General features: G+C 69.1%; 17 protein-coding genes. 7 read left to right on the forward strand and 10 right to left on the reverse strand.

From position 1 onward, the window contains the following. The first annotated feature begins 80 nt into the window (after nt 1-80). Nucleotides 81-797, forward strand: coding sequence for a TetR/AcrR family transcriptional regulator (locus QH270_RS31810; protein ID WP_280348201.1), 717 nt, complete (start codon nt 81-83; stop codon nt 795-797). Nucleotides 798-877: 80 nt separating this feature from the next. Beyond that, a complete protein-coding gene (locus QH270_RS31815) occupies nt 878-2047 on the forward strand; it encodes a hypothetical protein (protein WP_280348203.1) in 1170 nt (389 codons plus the stop codon). Here the strand turns inward: QH270_RS31815 and QH270_RS31820 are convergent. Together QH270_RS31820 and QH270_RS31825 are read right to left on the reverse strand one after the other, a co-directional pair. Beyond that, a complete protein-coding gene (locus tag QH270_RS31820; RefSeq protein ID WP_280348205.1) occupies nt 2044-2712 on the reverse strand; it encodes a JAB domain-containing protein in 669 nt (222 codons plus the stop codon). The genes QH270_RS31815 and QH270_RS31820 overlap by 4 nt on opposite strands. Before the next feature lie 67 nt (nt 2713-2779). Continuing rightward, nucleotides 2780-3007, reverse strand: coding sequence for a type II toxin-antitoxin system VapB family antitoxin (locus QH270_RS31825; protein WP_280348208.1), 228 nt, complete (start codon nt 3005-3007; stop codon nt 2780-2782). A gap of 258 nt (nt 3008-3265) precedes the next feature. Between QH270_RS31825 and QH270_RS31830 the strand changes: the two genes are divergently transcribed. Next, nucleotides 3266-4150: a phenylalanine 4-monooxygenase gene (locus tag QH270_RS31830; RefSeq protein ID WP_280348210.1), complete on the forward strand. Its 885-nt coding sequence runs from the start codon at nt 3266-3268 to the stop codon at nt 4148-4150. 142 nt (nt 4151-4292) lie between these two features. After that, nucleotides 4293-4979 carry an ester cyclase gene (locus QH270_RS31835; protein WP_280348212.1) on the forward strand — a complete coding sequence of 229 codons (687 nt, stop codon included), beginning with the start codon at nt 4293-4295 and terminating at the stop codon, nt 4977-4979. Here the strand turns inward: QH270_RS31835 and QH270_RS31840 are convergent, their stop codons facing one another. Both QH270_RS31840 and QH270_RS31845 read right to left on the reverse strand, forming a co-directional pair. Beyond that, nucleotides 4980-5564 carry a TetR family transcriptional regulator gene (locus tag QH270_RS31840; RefSeq protein ID WP_280348213.1) on the reverse strand — a complete coding sequence of 195 codons (585 nt, stop codon included), beginning with the start codon at nt 5562-5564 and terminating at the stop codon, nt 4980-4982. Next, nucleotides 5554-7062, reverse strand: a complete 1509-nt coding sequence (locus QH270_RS31845; protein WP_280348215.1) for an MFS transporter — start codon at nt 7060-7062, stop codon at nt 5554-5556. The genes QH270_RS31840 and QH270_RS31845 overlap by 11 nt, the downstream gene beginning before the upstream one ends. A 117-nt stretch (nt 7063-7179) precedes the next feature. Here QH270_RS31845 and QH270_RS31850 point away from each other — a divergent pair, with 117 nt between their 5' ends. Next, nucleotides 7180-8478, forward strand: coding sequence for a D-alanyl-D-alanine carboxypeptidase family protein (locus tag QH270_RS31850; RefSeq protein ID WP_280348217.1), 1299 nt, complete (start codon nt 7180-7182; stop codon nt 8476-8478). Between the two features lies 1 nt (nt 8479). Here the strand turns inward: QH270_RS31850 and yhjD are convergent, their stop codons facing one another. From yhjD to QH270_RS31865, 3 genes are read right to left on the reverse strand one after another with little or no spacing between them, the layout of a single operon-like run. Next, nucleotides 8480-9499: an inner membrane protein YhjD gene (gene yhjD / locus QH270_RS31855; RefSeq protein ID WP_280348219.1), complete on the reverse strand. Its 1020-nt coding sequence runs from the start codon at nt 9497-9499 to the stop codon at nt 8480-8482. A 41-nt stretch (nt 9500-9540) separates the two neighbouring features. After that, nucleotides 9541-10572 carry a tryptophan--tRNA ligase gene (trpS, locus tag QH270_RS31860; protein WP_280348221.1) on the reverse strand — a complete coding sequence of 344 codons (1032 nt, stop codon included), beginning with the start codon at nt 10570-10572 and terminating at the stop codon, nt 9541-9543. A 22-nt stretch (nt 10573-10594) separates the two neighbouring features. Next, nucleotides 10595-11539: an oxygenase MpaB family protein gene (locus QH270_RS31865; protein ID WP_280348223.1), complete on the reverse strand. Its 945-nt coding sequence runs from the start codon at nt 11537-11539 to the stop codon at nt 10595-10597. A 103-nt stretch (nt 11540-11642) separates the two neighbouring features. On the opposite strand from QH270_RS31865, the gene QH270_RS31870 reads away from it, so the two are divergent. Beyond that, a complete protein-coding gene (locus QH270_RS31870; protein WP_280348225.1) occupies nt 11643-12281 on the forward strand; it encodes a TetR/AcrR family transcriptional regulator in 639 nt (212 codons plus the stop codon). Nucleotides 12282-12288: 7 nt separating this feature from the next. Here the strand turns inward: QH270_RS31870 and QH270_RS31875 are convergent, their stop codons facing one another. Genes QH270_RS31875 through QH270_RS31885 form a run of 3 tightly spaced genes read right to left on the reverse strand, consistent with a single transcriptional unit; the run spans nt 12289 to nt 14041 of the window. Continuing rightward, a complete protein-coding gene (locus QH270_RS31875) occupies nt 12289-12765 on the reverse strand; it encodes a barstar family protein (protein ID WP_280348226.1) in 477 nt (158 codons plus the stop codon). Next, the gene (locus tag QH270_RS31880; RefSeq protein WP_280348227.1) at nt 12765-13265 is read right to left on the reverse strand and encodes a ribonuclease domain-containing protein; all 501 of its coding nucleotides are present in this window, start codon (nt 13263-13265) and stop codon (nt 12765-12767) included. The genes QH270_RS31875 and QH270_RS31880 overlap by 1 nt, the downstream gene beginning before the upstream one ends. Continuing rightward, nucleotides 13262-14041, reverse strand: a complete 780-nt coding sequence (locus QH270_RS31885; RefSeq protein WP_280348229.1) for an exodeoxyribonuclease III — start codon at nt 14039-14041, stop codon at nt 13262-13264. Before QH270_RS31885 ends, QH270_RS31880 begins: the two co-directional genes overlap by 4 nt. A gap of 71 nt (nt 14042-14112) precedes the next feature. Between QH270_RS31885 and QH270_RS31890 the strand changes: the two genes are divergently transcribed. Then, entirely contained in the window at nt 14113-14967 is an 855-nt protein-coding gene (locus QH270_RS31890; RefSeq protein ID WP_280348231.1) for an alpha/beta fold hydrolase, read from the forward strand. Nucleotides 14968-15276 lie beyond the last annotated feature (309 nt).

Consider the following 15276-nt stretch of genomic DNA (forward strand, 5'->3'; position numbering starts at 1 on the left):
GCGCTGCGGCTGGCTCACCGCCATCACGCGCTGGGAAGTCCAATACGCTTCAGAAACACCATGACCGACGGGCCCGCCGGGTGACGGGAACGGCGCGCGGCCGCGCGCCCGTGGTGACCGATGCCGATATCCGGCGGGTCACCAGGGCGCTGCTGACCGAGCAGGGGCCGGAAGCCGTCACCCTGCGGGCCATCGCCCGCGAGCTCGGTGTCACGGCGCCGGCCCTCTACCGGCACTACGCGTCCCGCGACGAGCTGATCGAGCGGATGCGGGTGGAGTTCTGCGCCGACCTGGCCGATTACCTCTCGACCGAGATCGCACCGCTGCCCGACGACGGCGCGGTGCAGTTCCTCGCCATCTGCCGCGGGTTCCGGCGCTGGGCGCTGGCGAATCCCCGGGCGTTCACCCTGGTCTTCGCCTCCCCGGCGTCGGGGCGGCCGATGATCGGCCGCTTCGACGAACCGTTCGGCCGGATCTTCCTCGCCGCCGCGGGCAGGCTGCTGGCGAATTTCGAGATCGCCACCCCGCCGGGCGACACCATCCCGCCCGCGCTGCGCGATGACCTCGTCGGCTTCCAGACCGAACTGCTCGCCATGCTGTCGGAGTCGGGCCAGAAGTTCCCCGCCGAGAAGCTCGACCTCGGTGTCACGTACCTGATGGTGCAGATCTGGGCCCGGCTGTTCGGGCACGTCACGCTCGAGGTGTTCGGCAACTATCCGATTCCACTGGCGGAGCCGGAGGTCATGTTCGACGCGATGCTGGCCGAACTGGCGAGGACCACCGGTTTCGCACCCTGAGCCATGTCCTCGCCTCGACGAAACCCCCTGTGGTGGGCCAAGATCGAGACGACACCGACAGGGACGGGAAGTGACAAGCGATGGAGCGCGAGCAGTTCGTGCGGACCGTGCTGGCGAGCGTGCGGGACAGCGGCATCGACGACGCCGAGTACGCCGACGACGAGTTCAGTGTGCGCCTCGGCACCGGCCGGGTGATCTTCCTCGGCAACATCTTCCGCGAGTGCGAGCACCTCGACGCGGCGCAGAGCCAGGACCGCATCGATGCCTTCGTCGCCGCAATGACCAGCTCCGAGGAGGTGCCAGGCGACTGGGCCTCGGTGCGTCCGCTGTTGCGCTCGGTGCTGCGGCCGGTGACCCTCGGGCAGGACGGGCCGCGCCCGCTGCACCGCGCCGCGTTCCCGTTCGTCGACGAGGTGGTCGTGGTCGATCTGCCGCGCACCAGGTCCTTCGTGTCGGTGACGCAGCCCGCGGAGTGGGGCGTCAGCGCGGATCAGGTGTTCGCGGAGGCCAGGAACAATCTCGCGGCGCTGGCGCAGCCGGGCTCGCCGGAGAACCTGCAGGTCCTGCGCTTCCTCGACGCCGGTGACTCCTACGCCGCCTCGTGGTTGCTGGTGCCCGGCTGGCTGGCCGGGTACGCGGGCGGGCGGTTCCGGCCGGTCGCCTTCATCGCCGAGAACGACTCGCTGCTCGTGGTTCCCGACGATCCCGAGCTGCTCGGCGAGGTGTTCGAGATGGTCGAGCAGCAGTACCGCGACGCCGCGCGGCCGATCTCGCCGCAGGGCTACACGGTGAACGCCGACGGCGCCGTCGTGCCGTTCGACGAGGCGGGCGAGCACCCGTCGATGCCGCTGGCCCTGCGGGCGCGCGCCGGGCTCGCCGCCACCGAGTACAGCATCCAGACCGAGTACCTGAACAACACCTTCGAGGAGTACCTGGAACTGCCCGACCTGGACATCGACCCCGCCTACGCCGCCTCGGTGAACTACGAGGAGTCCACCGACGGCGCGTTCACCTCGGCGGTGTGGGGCGAGGGCGTCGAGTACCTGCTCCCGGAGACCGACGTCGTCCGATTCCTGCGCCGCGACGAGGCCGGCGAGGTCGAACTGGTGTGCACCGTCCCCTTCCCCACCGTCGTCGAGGTACTCGGCCTCACCCCACTCCCCACCATCGAACCCACCCGCTTCGAAGCCCGCACCTGGCCCGACCCCGAAGCCATGACCCGTCTCACCGCCGCCGACCTCGAGCGCTAGTCCAACGGTGGTGCGGCGGACCAGGATTCGCCTGCTATGACGAGGTGGTCGAGGTAGCGCAGGCCGACGGTGGTGGCCGCGTTGCTGAGCAGGGCGCTGGCCCTGCGGTCGTCGGTGCTCGGGGTGGGGTCGCCGGAGGGGTGGTTGTGGATGACGGCGAAGGCGCGGCCGTCGTGGCGCAGCACGGTGTTGAGTACCTCGCGGACGGGGACGGCGACGGTGTCGATCGCGCCCTCGGCGACGAACGCGCGGTGCCGCAGGCGGTTCTGCGTGTCGCAGATGAGCACGAGCAGACGTTCGACCCTGGCTCCGGCGAACAGCGGCACCGCGACGCGGGCGATATCGGCGGGCGTGGACAGCTGGGGTACCGATTCGGTGGTGCGGGAGCGGGTGCCGAGATGGAACGCGGCGATCACCGTGGCCGCCTTGGCTGGGCCGATGCCCGCTCTGCGAGCCAGTTCCTCCGGGCGCGCGGCGGCGAGTTCGGCCAGTCCGCCGTATTCGCCGAGCAATTGGGCAGCCAGCTCCAGCGCGGAGAGCCCACGTGTGCCCTGGCCGAGCAACAGCGCGAGCAGCTCGCCGTCGCTGAGCGCGTGCGGGCCGAGGAGCAACAGGCGCTCACGCGGGCGCTGCGCCGCCGGCAAGTGCGCGATCGGTACCGACATCGTTCCCCCCTGCGGATCGGTGACGAGCACGATGCTCCCAGTGGGTACCGACAGATTCGCGCGTGAGCTATCGCTCGGCCACCGGTTCGCCGTCGAGTGCGAGCTCGGAATCGGCATCCGTCCTGGTGCTGAAGATTGAATCAGCCATCAAACGCTCCAGATTGCGAAGCTGGCGCTCGTGGACGACGATGCGGCGCAGCGCCTCGTTGACGGTCGCGTTGCTGTCGGCTGTGCCCATGATGTCGGCCGCCGCGGCAAGCAGGTGCTGATCGAGATCAATCCGCAGGGATCGCAATCGTCCTCCTTCGTCTGATCGCAATCTTGCGTTATGCGCCGCGGACATGTCGGTCTATTCACCGTCTCGTTACCGGGCAGCACCGTTCGCAAACACGCACATCGCCGGTTTCCGGCCGGTCGTCGCGGCCGTCAGCAAGCGCACAGAAAACCCTGATGATCGTCGGAATCGCGGCGAGAGCCCGGCCGAAACTGCGCAGTTTGCACAGTTGTGCGCGTCGTTGTTGTCGAAGTGCCGGTCCGGTGCTTGCCTTGAGTCATGTTCACCGAGGCGCAGCTGTATTCTCCGGTGACGCGCGAGCATGACGGCGATGTCACCGTTCATCTGAGCGCCGACCATCCTGGCGTGAACGATCCGGATTACCGTGCGAGGCGCAACGCTATCGCCGCGATGGCGCTCGATTACTCAAAGGGCAGCCCGCTCCCGCACGTGGCCTACACCGAGGAAGAGCAGCGGGTGTGGCGGATCGCCTCGGCCGAGCTGGCTCGCAAGCACGAGATCTACGCATGTGCCGAGGTGCGCGATTCGGCGGCCGCGCTGGCCCTGCCGCGCGATCACATCCCGCAGCTCGACGAGGTCTCGGCCCTGCTCGCGCCGCTGACCGGATTCAGCTATGTCCCCGCGGCCGGGCTGGTTCCGCTGCGCGAATTCTTCGGCTCCTTCGCCGAGCGCACCTTCCACTCGACGCAGTACATCCGCCATCACTCGGCGCCGCTGTACACCCCCGAACCCGATGCCATCCACGAGATCATCGGCCACGCCAATCAGATCGCGAGCCCGCGTTTCGCCGCACTGTACGAGACGGTCGGCAACGCGGTCGGCCGCTTGGAGACCGAGACCGCGCTGAAATTCCTCGCCGATGTCTTCTGGTTCTCCCTCGAATTCGGTGTCGTGCGCGAGGCCGGTGAGATCCGTTGCTACGGAGCCGGATTGCTTTCCTCCTACGGCGAGATCGACGAATTCCGGCACGCCCGGCTACGCCCGCTGAATGTCGCCGAGATGGGCACCATCGCCTACGACATCACCCACTACCAGCCGGTGTTGTTCTGCGCCGAATCCGTGGACCAGATCGTCGACGTGCTCGGCGAATTCTTCGCGACCATGGACGACGACACCCCGGCGCGACTGCACCCGGTGGCCTAGCAACCTTCTAAATCGTTGCCACAGAACGAAGTTCATCATTTCGCGCCGTCTCACCTACTGAGATCTGGCCGAGCGCGGACCACGGGCGACTGTTAGTTTCGTCCGGTTGTTCGAGCTTTGCGAAAGGGTCGGTAGACCGAAAATGACTGTGGACGAGACGGATACGCAGAACACCGAACCAGCGGCACCACTGTGGCTGCAGGGCCGCGAGGCGGTCATCGCCGCGGCCGCGCCGGAGGAATGGCGCGACGGCGCGCCGGACTACCACCTCAGCCACGTGGTCATCCCGCGCGAGCGCAGCACCGAGCACGCGCCCGGCTCGCTGGAGGCGATCGTCGAGGACCTGGTGAAGGTCTTCGAGATGGAGGTCTCGCACAAGGGCGACCCTGCCACCTGGCTTTCGGTGGTCGCCGAGCAGTACCGAGGGCGGGTCAACGGCGGTGAGTGGCAGGACGCCGAGGAATTCGCGCGGATCGGCAGCTACAACATCCTGATCGGTGACAACCCGTTCTACGACGCGGCGAACGAGACCTTCGAGTCCTCGCACAAGGTGTTCCACACCGCGTTCCCCGGCGGCTTCTTCTGGGAGGTCGTCGAGGTGCTCGCCGGTCCGCCCGCGGTGACCTTCCGGTGGCGGCACTGGGGCAAGTACGAGGGCGAGTACAAGGGCCACCAGCCCACCGGCGAGCAGATCGAGATGTTCGGCATCACCATCGCCCGCGTGAGCGAGGATCTGCGCATCCTCGAACTGGAACACTTCTACGACAACAACAAGCTGCTCGGCCCGCTGGCGCACGGCTGCCCGGTGCCGCACGGCAAGCCGGAGTGATCAATCCCGATCGTCGAACGGCAGGCCTGCCTGCAGGAATGTCAGAGCGTCGCTGACGTTGGTGACGTTCATCGGGGTGGCGGGCGCGATGGCGAGCATGGAGCCGATCATCGCGCCCGCGGCCACCCGCACTTCGAAATCGTCCGCGGGCCTCCCCGTGTAGTCGGCCAGCATCTGGGCGGCGAGTTCGATACTGCGCAGAAATTCCAGCCCGATCGCCGAGCGTAGTTCCGGCACGTGGAACAGCAGGGCCTGTCGTTCCTGCTCGAAGGCGAGTTCGGCGGGCGACATCCGCCCGAACACCGCGGCGGTCGCGGTGCGGATGGCGGTGATCGGATTCATGCCGCGTGGGAGCGTGGCCAGCTCCTCGATCATCACCGGGTCCTGGTCGTCGGCGATGACCAGCTGCTCCTTGGTCGGGAAGTAGCGGAAGAAGGTACTCGGGGACACCTCGGCCGCCGCCGCGATCTGCTCCACCGTGGTCTCGGTGTAGCCCTGCTCCCGAAACAGCCGGAACGCCTCGACCCTGATGGTTCGGCGGGTCCGCTCCTTCTTCCGCTCACGCAGCGACATCTCAACCGACATGCATCGATTCTGCCGCATCCGGTCGCCGCGCCGGGGCTGCCTGCCGCAGCATCAGCCCCGTGGCGAGCGCGGCGACCAGACACAGCGCCGCGCACACACCGAGCATGGTGTCCATGCCGAAGACGAAGGCATGCCGCACCTGCGCCAGCATCGCCGGATCACCCGTCGCCCGCGCCACGCCGACACCGGCGTTCACTCCGTCCGAGATCGGCGCCCGATCCAGCTCGCCGAGATCGGCACGGTAGGCGGTGGACAGCACGGTGCCGAGCACCGCGACGCCGATGGTGCCACCCGCCTGCCGAAGCGCTTGCAACAGCGCCGAACCCGATCCGGATCGCTCGGCGGTCAGCTCGCCCATCGCCATCCCGATCGCGGCGGGCATGACCACGCCCAGTCCGGCGCCGAACACCGTCGTCCACAGCGCGGTGAGCCCGTAGCCGCTGTCGACGCGGGTGAACGCGCCCAAACCGACGCCGGCCGCCACGACGAGCAGCCCGACGGTGACCACTGTCCGCGCGCCGAGGCGGGGCAGCAGCGGGTCGACCAGCCTGCTGCCGACGACGAGTCCGCCGATCAGCGGCAGCAGCCGCACGCCGCTACCCAGCGCGTCGACGCCGAGCACGGCCTGGAAGTACTGCGGCACGGTGAAGAACAAGCCGAACATCGCGAAGCTGACCCCGATGGCGATCGCGGTGCCCCACCGGAATCCCGGCGCGGCGAACAGCGTGACATCGATCAGCGGGTGGGCGCTGCGGCGCTGCCACCAGAGCAGCACGACCAGCAGCCCGACCCCGGCGCCGACGGCGAGCCAGGCGAGCGGGTCGCCCCAGCCGCGTTCGCCGATCCGGATGAAACCGTAGGTCAGCCCGAGCATGCCGCCCGCCGAGAGCAGCGCACCGAGCAGGTCCACCCGAAAGTCGTTGTCGCTGCGTGATTCCGGCACCAGCGTGGCCACCGCGAGCGCACCGACGACCACCAGTGGCACGTTGATCAGGAACACCGATCCCCACCAGAAGTGCTGCAGCAGCCAGCCGCCGAGGATGGGGCCGAGCGGCAGGCCGATGGCGGTCGAGGTGACCCAGATGGTGAGCGCGCGTTGCCGCTCGGCGGGGTCGGTGAACAGCACCGGCAGTACCGACATCGACAGCGGCATCAGCGCCGCCGCCGCGATGCCGAGCAGCACCCGCGCGGCGATCAGCTGACCGGCCGAGCCGGCGAAGGCGCAGGCCACCGAGGCGACACCGAACAGCAGGAGCGCGGCGAGCAGCACCTTCTTGCGCCCGTAGCGGTCGCCGAGCGCGCCCGCGGGCAGCATCAGCGCCGCGAGGGCCAGGGTGTACGCGCTGCTGAACCATTGCAGCGCAGCGGTATTCGCGTCGAGGTCGACCGCGAGGGTCGGGATCGCGACCGTGAGCACGGTGACGTCGAGTCCGATCGTGAGCATCGCCAGGGCCAGTGCGCCGAGCGCGAGCCAGCGGCGCGTGGATTCCGTCCGCATATCTCCTCCAAATGAAAGTTACCGTCATTTGCTAGTAACCCTCATTTGAGTCTTCATGTCAATAGTTGGACCCGGCCGCCGCGCTCCGGCTGCGGCGGCTCGCTAGGCTCTGAGCCGATGAAGCTCCGCGAACACGGCGTGCGCGCCGCCTGTACATTCGGCGCCGCCGCCATCGCGGCCGCTCTGACCGCCGCTCCCGCTCTCGCCGCCCCGACGAGCACACCGCCGAGCGGCTCCAGCACGACGACGCCGCCGTTCACCACCCCGAACACCGACAACTGCGCCCAGCGCACGCAACCGCCGCCGCCGATCGACACCTCCGAGGTCCCCGCCCCCGGCGAGCCGACCCCGAGCGCACTGCCGGTGCCATCCCCCGCCATCGGCGGCGACCGGATGAGCGAATGCGGCGTCGTCCTGCCCACGGGCGCGCCGCCGCTGCCCGCCGACATCTCCGCGACCTCCTGGCTGGTCGCCGACCTCGACACCGGACGCGTGCTCGCCGCCAAGGACCCGCACGGGCGCTACCGGCCCGCCAGCACCATCAAGGTCGCCCTGGCCATCGTCGCGCTGCGCACCCTCGACCTGGACACCGTCGTCACCGGAACCCAGGCCGACGCCGATGTCGACGGCACCAGGGTCGGGATCGGGCCCGGCGGCCGCTACACCAACCGCCAGCTCATGCAGGCACTGATCATGTGCTCGGGCAATGACGCCGCGCACGCCATCGCCACCCAGCTCGGCGGCGACAAGGCGGCGGTGGCGAAGATGAACGATCTCGCGAAGTCGTTGCGCGCCATGGACACGCGCGCGGCGACACCCTCCGGCCTGGACGGGCCGGGCATGAGCACCTCGGCCTACGACCTGTCGGTGCTGTTCCGCGAGGCGATGACCATCCCGCTGTTCGCCGAGCTGCTCCACACCGAACAGGTCGATTTCCCCGGCTACCCGGCCGACCCGAAGATCCCCGGCGACGAGGACCACCCCGGCTTCCCCATCGCCAACGACAACCAGCTGCTCTACAACTACGCGGGCGCGATCGGCGGCAAGACCGGATTCACCGACGACGCCAGGCAGACCTTCGTCGCCGCCGCGGAGCGTGACGGGCACCGTCTCGTCGTCACCCTGCTCAAGGCCGACGTGCGACCGATCCGGCCGTGGGAACAGGCCGCCCGGCTGCTCGACTACGGCTTCGGGCTCGACGCCGACGCCCGGATCGGCAAGCTGCCCGAATCCGGCGGCGCGGCAGTACAACCCAGCGTGCCGCTGGCCTCACCGCCGCCGCGCGCGGACGGCACCCAGGCCCAGCCGGAGCAACCGCCGCACCAGGCCGCCCGGGTCGGCGTGCTGATCGGCGCGCCGCTGCTGGTGATGGTCCTGCTGCTGTGGATCCGGCGCGCGTACCGGCGCGGGCGCTGAGTCAGCGACGCTTGCCGAACACCACCAGCGCCAGCGCGGCGATCGCGCCCGCCCCGAAGTAGGCCGCGCCCGCCCCGGTCGACATGCCGTGCTCGACCACGCGCGGCCGGATGACCACCGCGTCCGGCGGCGCGATCGCGGCCTCGCGCTCGTTGTCGGCCGAGGTCGCCGCCCACGCGGTCGCGAACAGCAGGATCCGGTAGGTCGTGTAGATGAACACCATCAGACCGATGATCGAGCCGAAGGTGGCGCCCGCCGGGCTGCGCAGCACCATCTGCAAGTAGATCGCGGCGATGAACTTGAACACCTCGAACGCCACGGCGGCCAGCGCCGCCGCGCGCATCGCGCTGCGCAGCGAGACCGGTTCGCGGGGCAGCCGGGCGATCATCCAGGCGAACACCGCCCACGAGGCGAGCACACCGAGCGCGATCGAGACCGCCGAGAGCACCAGCGACGCGCCGGGCAGGTGATCCACCCCGATCGCCTCGAGCACCTTCTTGCCGAGCCCGCTGGACGCCACCGCCGACAATCCGAGCGAGACGACGAAGGCGAGCCCGAGGCCGATGAGCGCGCCGAGGTCCGACAGTTTGGCCAGCCACCAGGGCTTTTCGGGACTCTTGGTGGCCCACTGCTCGGTGAGCGCGGCCCGCAGGTTCGCGATCCAGCCGAGCCCGGTGTACAGACCGACCAGCAGACCGAGCACACCGACCGTGCCGCGCGAATTGATCGCCTGGTCGATGAGGTCGTTGATCTGGTCGGCGAACGAGCCGCTGTTCTCGACGACCTTGTCCTGCAATTCGTTCAGCAGTTCGGGTCGCCCGGCCAGGACGAACCCGGCCACCGAGAACGCCACCATCAGCAGCGGGAACAGCGACAGCACCGTGAAGTAGGTGATGCCCGCGGCGAAATGATCACCGCGCTGACTCTGGAACCGTCCACCCGCCCTGACCAGGTGATCCAGCCATGGCCGCCGCTCGACCTGCCGCTCGACGGTGGCCGAGATGTTGTCGATGACCTGCATACCGCGCGCCCCTTCAGCCGAAACCTCTGGCGCACAACGTCTCAGCGGGCGAGGAAGCCCACCCGGTCGTACACCTGAGCCAGTGTGTTGCCTGCGATCTCACGCGCCCGCTCGGAACCCGCGGCGAGGATCCGGTCCAGTTCCGCCTGATCGGACAGGTACTCCTGGACCTTCTTCTGCACGGGTGTCACGAATTCGACCAGCGCGTCGGCCACCTCGGCCTTGAGATCACCGTAACCCTTGCCCGCGAAATTCTCCTCCAGGGTGACGATCGGAGTTTCGGTGAGTGAGCTCAAGATCACGAGCAGATTGCTCACGCCCGCCTTGTGCTCCGGGTCGTAACGGATCTCGCGCTCGGTGTCGGTGACGGCCGACTTCACCTTCTTCGCGGTGACCTTCGGATCGTCGAGCAGGTTGATCAGCCCGGCGTCGGTGCTGGCCGACTTGCTCATCTTCGCGGTCGGATCCTGCAGGTCGTAGATCTTCGCGGTGCCCTTCACGATGTGCGGCTCCGGCACGACGAAGGTCTTCTTGAAGCGGGTGTTGAAGCGCTGGGCCAGGTTTCGGGTCAGCTCCAGGTGCTGGCGCTGGTCCTCGCCGACCGGGACCTGGTGCGGACGGTAGAGCAGGATGTCGGCGGCCATCAGCACCGGATAGGTGAACAGGCCGACGGTCGCGTTCTCGGATCCCTGCTTGGCGGACTTGTCCTTGAACTGCGTCATCCGGCCGGCCTCACCGAAACCGGTGATACAGCTCAGGACCCACGCGAGCTCGGCGTGCTCGGGGACCTGGCTCTGCACGAACAGCGTGGATTTGGCCGGGTCGATGCCCAGCGCGAGCAGCTGCGCGGCCGCGGCCTTGGTGCGGCCGCGCAGCGCCTTGGGGTCCTGGCTGACGGTGATCGCGTGCATGTCCGGGATGAAGTAGAGCGCGTCGTACTCGTCCTGCATGGTCACCCAGTACTGCAGCGCACCCAGGTAGTTGCCGAGGTGGAAGGAGTCGCTGGTGGGCTGGATGCCCGACAGCACCCGCTGCTTACGTTCGGCCGTCGCGGCCGGGGCAGGACTGGACATGCCCCCGATCTTTCCATGACCATCAAGCGGAATTGCGTTGCACCCAGTTGCGCGGATCGACGCCGGGCATGCTCGGCTTGCCCGCGCGCACCATGCGCTGCTCGCGGCGGGCGAGCAGCTGGTAGGACGGCGCGCTCGGCCCGGCCAGCGCGCCGGCGAGGACGCGAGGCGCCAGCGGCGGGGCGACATGAGCGGTGCGCAGGCTCCGGCACAGCGTGCTGTAGGCGAGCTGATCGGCCAGGCCCCACTCGATGCCGTACATCCGCCGGATCCGCTCCGGCAGGCTGCCCTGGATCAGCAGGTACAGGGCGGCGCCGACCTGCTCGGCGGGTGGACGCAGGCGGTAGGCCTTGCGATGACCGGCCAGGTAGGACCCGACCAGGTGGGCCTCGTCGGTGAGGAACAGCTCCGACGAGTTCAGGTAGCCGTCGAAGTAGCGGCGGAAGGCCGGGTAGTCGGCGGGCGCGGCATCACGTGGCATGCCGAACAGCTCGCCCCAGCGCACGTAGTCCTGGTAGAGGTCCTCGCGTTCGGTGGGGGTGAGTTCGCGGACCAGCCGGTCGTACATCGCCTCGGCGGAGTCGAAGGTGAATGCCATCGTCATGAACATCAGGTGCGGATCGTGGGCCGCGTAGGCGGTGCCCGCGGGGTGGTGGGTGCCCGCGTCCTCGGGCAGGGCGCCGACCACCGTCTCGTGCTTGCGCCGGGTGAAGGCCAGCGCGCGGTCGGCCTCGCTCCTGCTGCCGAGGAAGACCGCTTCGAACAGGGCGCCGGTGACGGCCAGCCGGGTGTAGGGCGTCGCGCGGTGGGCGGTGTGCTCGCTGGTGCCGACGAACAGCAGGGGGTGCACCGCGCCGATCACCAGCGCCCGCACGCCGTAGGTCAGGCCTACCGCCCGCTTGCTCATCACCCGTCGGATCATCGAATCGTCGGCGAAATATCCGGGTTCGCCCTGCCGTGCGGCCATGCTGCGCCTCCTCGTCGAGTGCATCTGGCAATAGAATCCACCAGATTTGATAATCTGGCAAGAGTCTCTACCAGAAATATCCCGTCGAACGGCAGGACGCAGAATGGGAGCTGTGGCAGCACAACGCACCTACGGTGGCGTCTCGGCCGAACAACGCCGGGCCCAACGCCGGACCGCCCTGCTGGACGCGGCGCTCGACATCGTCGCCGAAGAGGGCCAGGCCAAGCTCACCGTCGCCGGGCTCTGCGCCCGCGCCGGCCTGAACGAGCGCTACTACTACGAGAATTTCGAGCATCGCGACGGCGTGCTCGAGGCCCTGCTCGACCGCATCGCCGAGGAACTGACCGCCGCCATCGTCGCCGCCCTGACCACGGCGCCCTCGGACAGCCGGTCCCAGTCGCACGCCGCGATCGAGGCGGGCATCGCGGTGCTCATCGACGACCCGCGCAAGGCGAAGGCGGCGCTGATCGCGGGCATGGCCACACCGGAGCTGCGGGCGCGCACCGCCCGCACGGTGCGGGCGTTCTCCCGGCTGGTCGCGGCGGAGGGCACCGGTTTCTACGGGGTCGAGGTGCCGCAGAAGCTCGTCGACTTCCGCGCGATCTACCTCATCGGCGGGCTGACCCAGACCCTCACCACCTGGCTGGCGGGCGACCTGGATCTCACCCGCGAGGAACTGATCGACCAGGTCACCGACGTCTTCGTCCTCCTCGGGGACGACCTGGCCGAACGTCACCGCTGACGAACAGTCAGTCGGTGAGCGCCACCGCGTCGAAGGTGCCCGGCTCGCCCTGCAGGACGACGCGGAAGACGACGTCGCGGCGCGCCCAGTAGGCGGCGCAATCGCGCATGGCGCTGTCGAACCAGGCGCGCTCATCGGGTTGCCCGGCGAGCAGCTCGGTCGCCTCGCGCACGACGGCCACGTAACCGGGCGCGTCACCGACGAAATCGTCCAGGTCGCGCAGGCATTCGTCGAAGGCGTCCTTGTTCGCGCCGAAGTAGTACGGGAACTGGAAGGCGGCCGCGAATTCGTCGAAGAGCGCGGCGGTGTCGCGCATCTTCGGGCCGCGCAGTTCGCGAATCCGGTAGTCGGCGGGGGCGTCGTAGCGGACGCCGCTGAACGCCGACGCGTCGACCGCGAGGGCGCCGAGCACCGGCCGTGCGACGGCCGGTGCCTCGGTGGTGGGACGAGCAAGGAACTGCGACAGCGTCATTCGCTGTGTCATCAGCGCATCCTCGTGAAGGTCTCGTAGTGGTCGCCGGTGTACCAGGCCGTGCCGTCGCTGCCGGTGACGATGCGTTCGGCGTCACGACCCCGGTTGCGCTGCTTGGGATTGACATCCCACTCCTGGTAGGTCACCGGTTTGCCCGCCGAATCCTTGGGCGGCAGTTTGGTTCCCCGGTTCATCCACTGCTCGCCGCCCTTGGTGCCCGGCGCGTTCGCCGAACCTGGCCAGCGTCCCGCGTCGATCTCGACGAGGGTCGCGTAGGCGCGATCGGGCACGCCGGCGACCTTGGTGACCGGCGCGGCACCGGTCGTCGCGGCGGAATTGCCCGCGGGCGGACCGGGTTTCGGCGCGGTCTTGGCGGTGGTGATTCCGGCGACCGGCTCGGTGGTCGTGGTTGCCGTGTTCTCCCCACGTCCGGTGAGCAGCGTGAAGCCGACCGCGAGGACGATCAGGACGAGCCCGCCGAGCAGGCCCAGAGTTTTCCGTGAGAGGTTCATCGGTACTGCACCGTAACGGGTGCGTGGTCGGACCAGCGCTGGTCGTAGGCCGCGGCGCGTTCGACGACGGCCTGCTTGGCGCGGCCGGGCAGCTCACCGCGCGCCAGCTGATAATCGATGCGCCACCCGGAGTCGTTGTCGAAGGCGCGACCGCGGTAGGACCACCAGCTGTAGGGGCCTGCGACGCCGGGATGCAGGGCGCGCACCACGTCGACGTAGCCCGCGGCCAGCAACTCGGCGATCCAGGCCCGCTCCTCCGGCAGGAAGCCCGCCGACTTCTGGTTGCCCTTCCAGTTCTTCAGGTCCACCTCGGCGGGGGCGATGTTCCAGTCGCCGCTCACCACGAAATCGCCGGTGCGCGTCTTCAGGTAGGCGCCGAACTCGGCCATGAACCGGTACTTCTCGTCCTGCTTCGGGGTGTTCTCCTCGCCCGAGTGCACGTAGACGCTCGCGACGGTGAGGTCGCCGAAATCGGCCTCCAGGTAGCGCCCCGACTGGGCGAACTCGCTGCTCCCGAACCCGATCCGCACCGCGTCCGGCGTGCGTCGCGACAGGATCGCGACCCCGGCCCTGCCCTTGGACTCCGGCTCCGCGTGCGTGAGCACCCACCCCGCGTCCAGGGCCGGGGCCAGCGCCGTGGCGACCTGCGCGTCGGTCGCCCTGGTCTCCTGCAGGCAGACGATGTCGGCCTCGGTCGCGGCCAACCACGGCACCATGCCCTTGGTCGCCGCGGCACGCACGCCGTTGACGTTCACGGTAGAGAGGATGAGAGCCATTCGGAAACCGTACAATGACAGGTCAGGAACGCGCCCTGAGGACATCGTTGTCCAGGAAGGGGTGAATGACGATGACGTCACGCACCGCGAAGCCCGCTGCCCCGCCCGCACCCGTCGCGGCCTTACACCTCGGGTCCGGTGACCCGGTGTTGCTGCTGCACGGCTTCCTGTTGTCGCCGCACTGCTGGGAGCAGGTCGCGCGGCGGATGGCGGCCAGTTGCGAGGTCTACGCGCCCGCCTTCGCCGGGCACTGGGGCGGCCCACGGGTCGAGGGGTCCCTGCTGGATGTGTACGCGCTGGCCGACCAGATCGAGGATCAGCTCGACGAGCTGGGCTGGCGGACCTGCCACATCGCGGGCAACTCCCTCGGCGGCTGGGTCGGCCTCGAACTGGCGCGCCGCGGCCGGGCCCGCACGCTGACCACCGTGGCGGCGGCCGGCGGCTGGGCCTCGCCGTCACTGAGCCAGATCCGGATCGGCCTGAAGTTCGCCGCGATGATCCCGTTCGTGCAGATCGGCAAGCGCCTCGGTGGGTTCGCGAGCAACAACGCCCTCATCCAGCAGGTGGCCGCCTTCCTGCTGAGCAAGAACACCGGCGCCGTCGCCCGCCGCGACCTGGCGACCATCATCACCGCGGTACTGCACTGCGACGCGATGCTCCCGCTGATCCTCGGCAGCCTCCGCGCGCCGGGAATGGACGACCTCGGCGAGCTCACCACCCCGGTGCGGATGCTGCTGGCCGAGTACGACCGGATCATCCCCAACCACGTCTACGCCACCAGGTACCTGCGCGAGCTCCCCGACTCCGCCGACCGCATCCTGGTCCACGGGGTCGGCCACGTGCCGATGCTGGAGGCGCCGGACCGGATCGCCACCCTCATCGCCGAGCACATCTACGCCAGCCGCGGACACCTGCGCGCGGTCTGAGCACGACGTGGGGGCCCCCCGCGGGGGGCGGCGCGGCGGGGGGGGGGGGGGGACACACACACGGGGGGTAGGGGGGTGTTTGGGCTTTGGTTTGGGATTTTTTTTTGCGGGGGGGGGGTTTCTGGTGTTTGGGGGGGGTTTGGGGGTTGGGGGTGTAAATGGGGTGTCCGGGTACTGGGTTGTGGCGGGGTCGGTGTGGCGGCGGGGGGGTTACTATTGGCGATGTTGCTCGGTTGTGAATCCCCCCCCCGGCGGGTGGAGGACTCGAGTCCGCCGCGCGGGTGAGGCTTGGTGTCGGTGTGACAAGCG

The sequence above is a fragment of the Nocardia neocaledoniensis genome (assembly GCF_029868625.1).
In the GTDB taxonomy this organism is placed as follows: Bacteria; Actinomycetota; Actinomycetes; order Mycobacteriales; family Mycobacteriaceae; genus Nocardia; species Nocardia neocaledoniensis_A.

Coding starts and splice junctions, on each gene's coding strand:
- QH270_RS31890 (WP_280348231.1), top strand. CDS start 14,113: ATGACGTCACGCACCGCGAAGCCCGCTGCCCCGCCCGCACCCGTCGCG.
- trpS (WP_280348221.1), bottom strand. CDS start 10,572: ATGTCCAGTCCTGCCCCGGCCGCGACGGCCGAACGTAAGCAGCGGGTG.
- QH270_RS31870 (WP_280348225.1), top strand. CDS start 11,643: ATGGGAGCTGTGGCAGCACAACGCACCTACGGTGGCGTCTCGGCCGAA.
- QH270_RS31835 (WP_280348212.1), top strand. CDS start 4,293: ATGACTGTGGACGAGACGGATACGCAGAACACCGAACCAGCGGCACCA.
- QH270_RS31830 (WP_280348210.1), top strand. CDS start 3,266: ATGTTCACCGAGGCGCAGCTGTATTCTCCGGTGACGCGCGAGCATGAC.
- QH270_RS31865 (WP_280348223.1), bottom strand. CDS start 11,539: ATGGCCGCACGGCAGGGCGAACCCGGATATTTCGCCGACGATTCGATG.
- QH270_RS31815 (WP_280348203.1), top strand. CDS start 878: ATGGAGCGCGAGCAGTTCGTGCGGACCGTGCTGGCGAGCGTGCGGGAC.
- QH270_RS31845 (WP_280348215.1), bottom strand. CDS start 7,062: ATGCGGACGGAATCCACGCGCCGCTGGCTCGCGCTCGGCGCACTGGCC.
- QH270_RS31880 (WP_280348227.1), bottom strand. CDS start 13,265: ATGAACCTCTCACGGAAAACTCTGGGCCTGCTCGGCGGGCTCGTCCTG.
- QH270_RS31875 (WP_280348226.1), bottom strand. CDS start 12,765: ATGACACAGCGAATGACGCTGTCGCAGTTCCTTGCTCGTCCCACCACC.
- QH270_RS31850 (WP_280348217.1), top strand. CDS start 7,180: ATGAAGCTCCGCGAACACGGCGTGCGCGCCGCCTGTACATTCGGCGCC.
- QH270_RS31840 (WP_280348213.1), bottom strand. CDS start 5,564: ATGTCGGTTGAGATGTCGCTGCGTGAGCGGAAGAAGGAGCGGACCCGC.
- QH270_RS31885 (WP_280348229.1), bottom strand. CDS start 14,041: ATGGCTCTCATCCTCTCTACCGTGAACGTCAACGGCGTGCGTGCCGCG.
- yhjD (WP_280348219.1), bottom strand. CDS start 9,499: ATGCAGGTCATCGACAACATCTCGGCCACCGTCGAGCGGCAGGTCGAG.
- QH270_RS31820 (WP_280348205.1), bottom strand. CDS start 2,712: ATGTCGGTACCGATCGCGCACTTGCCGGCGGCGCAGCGCCCGCGTGAG.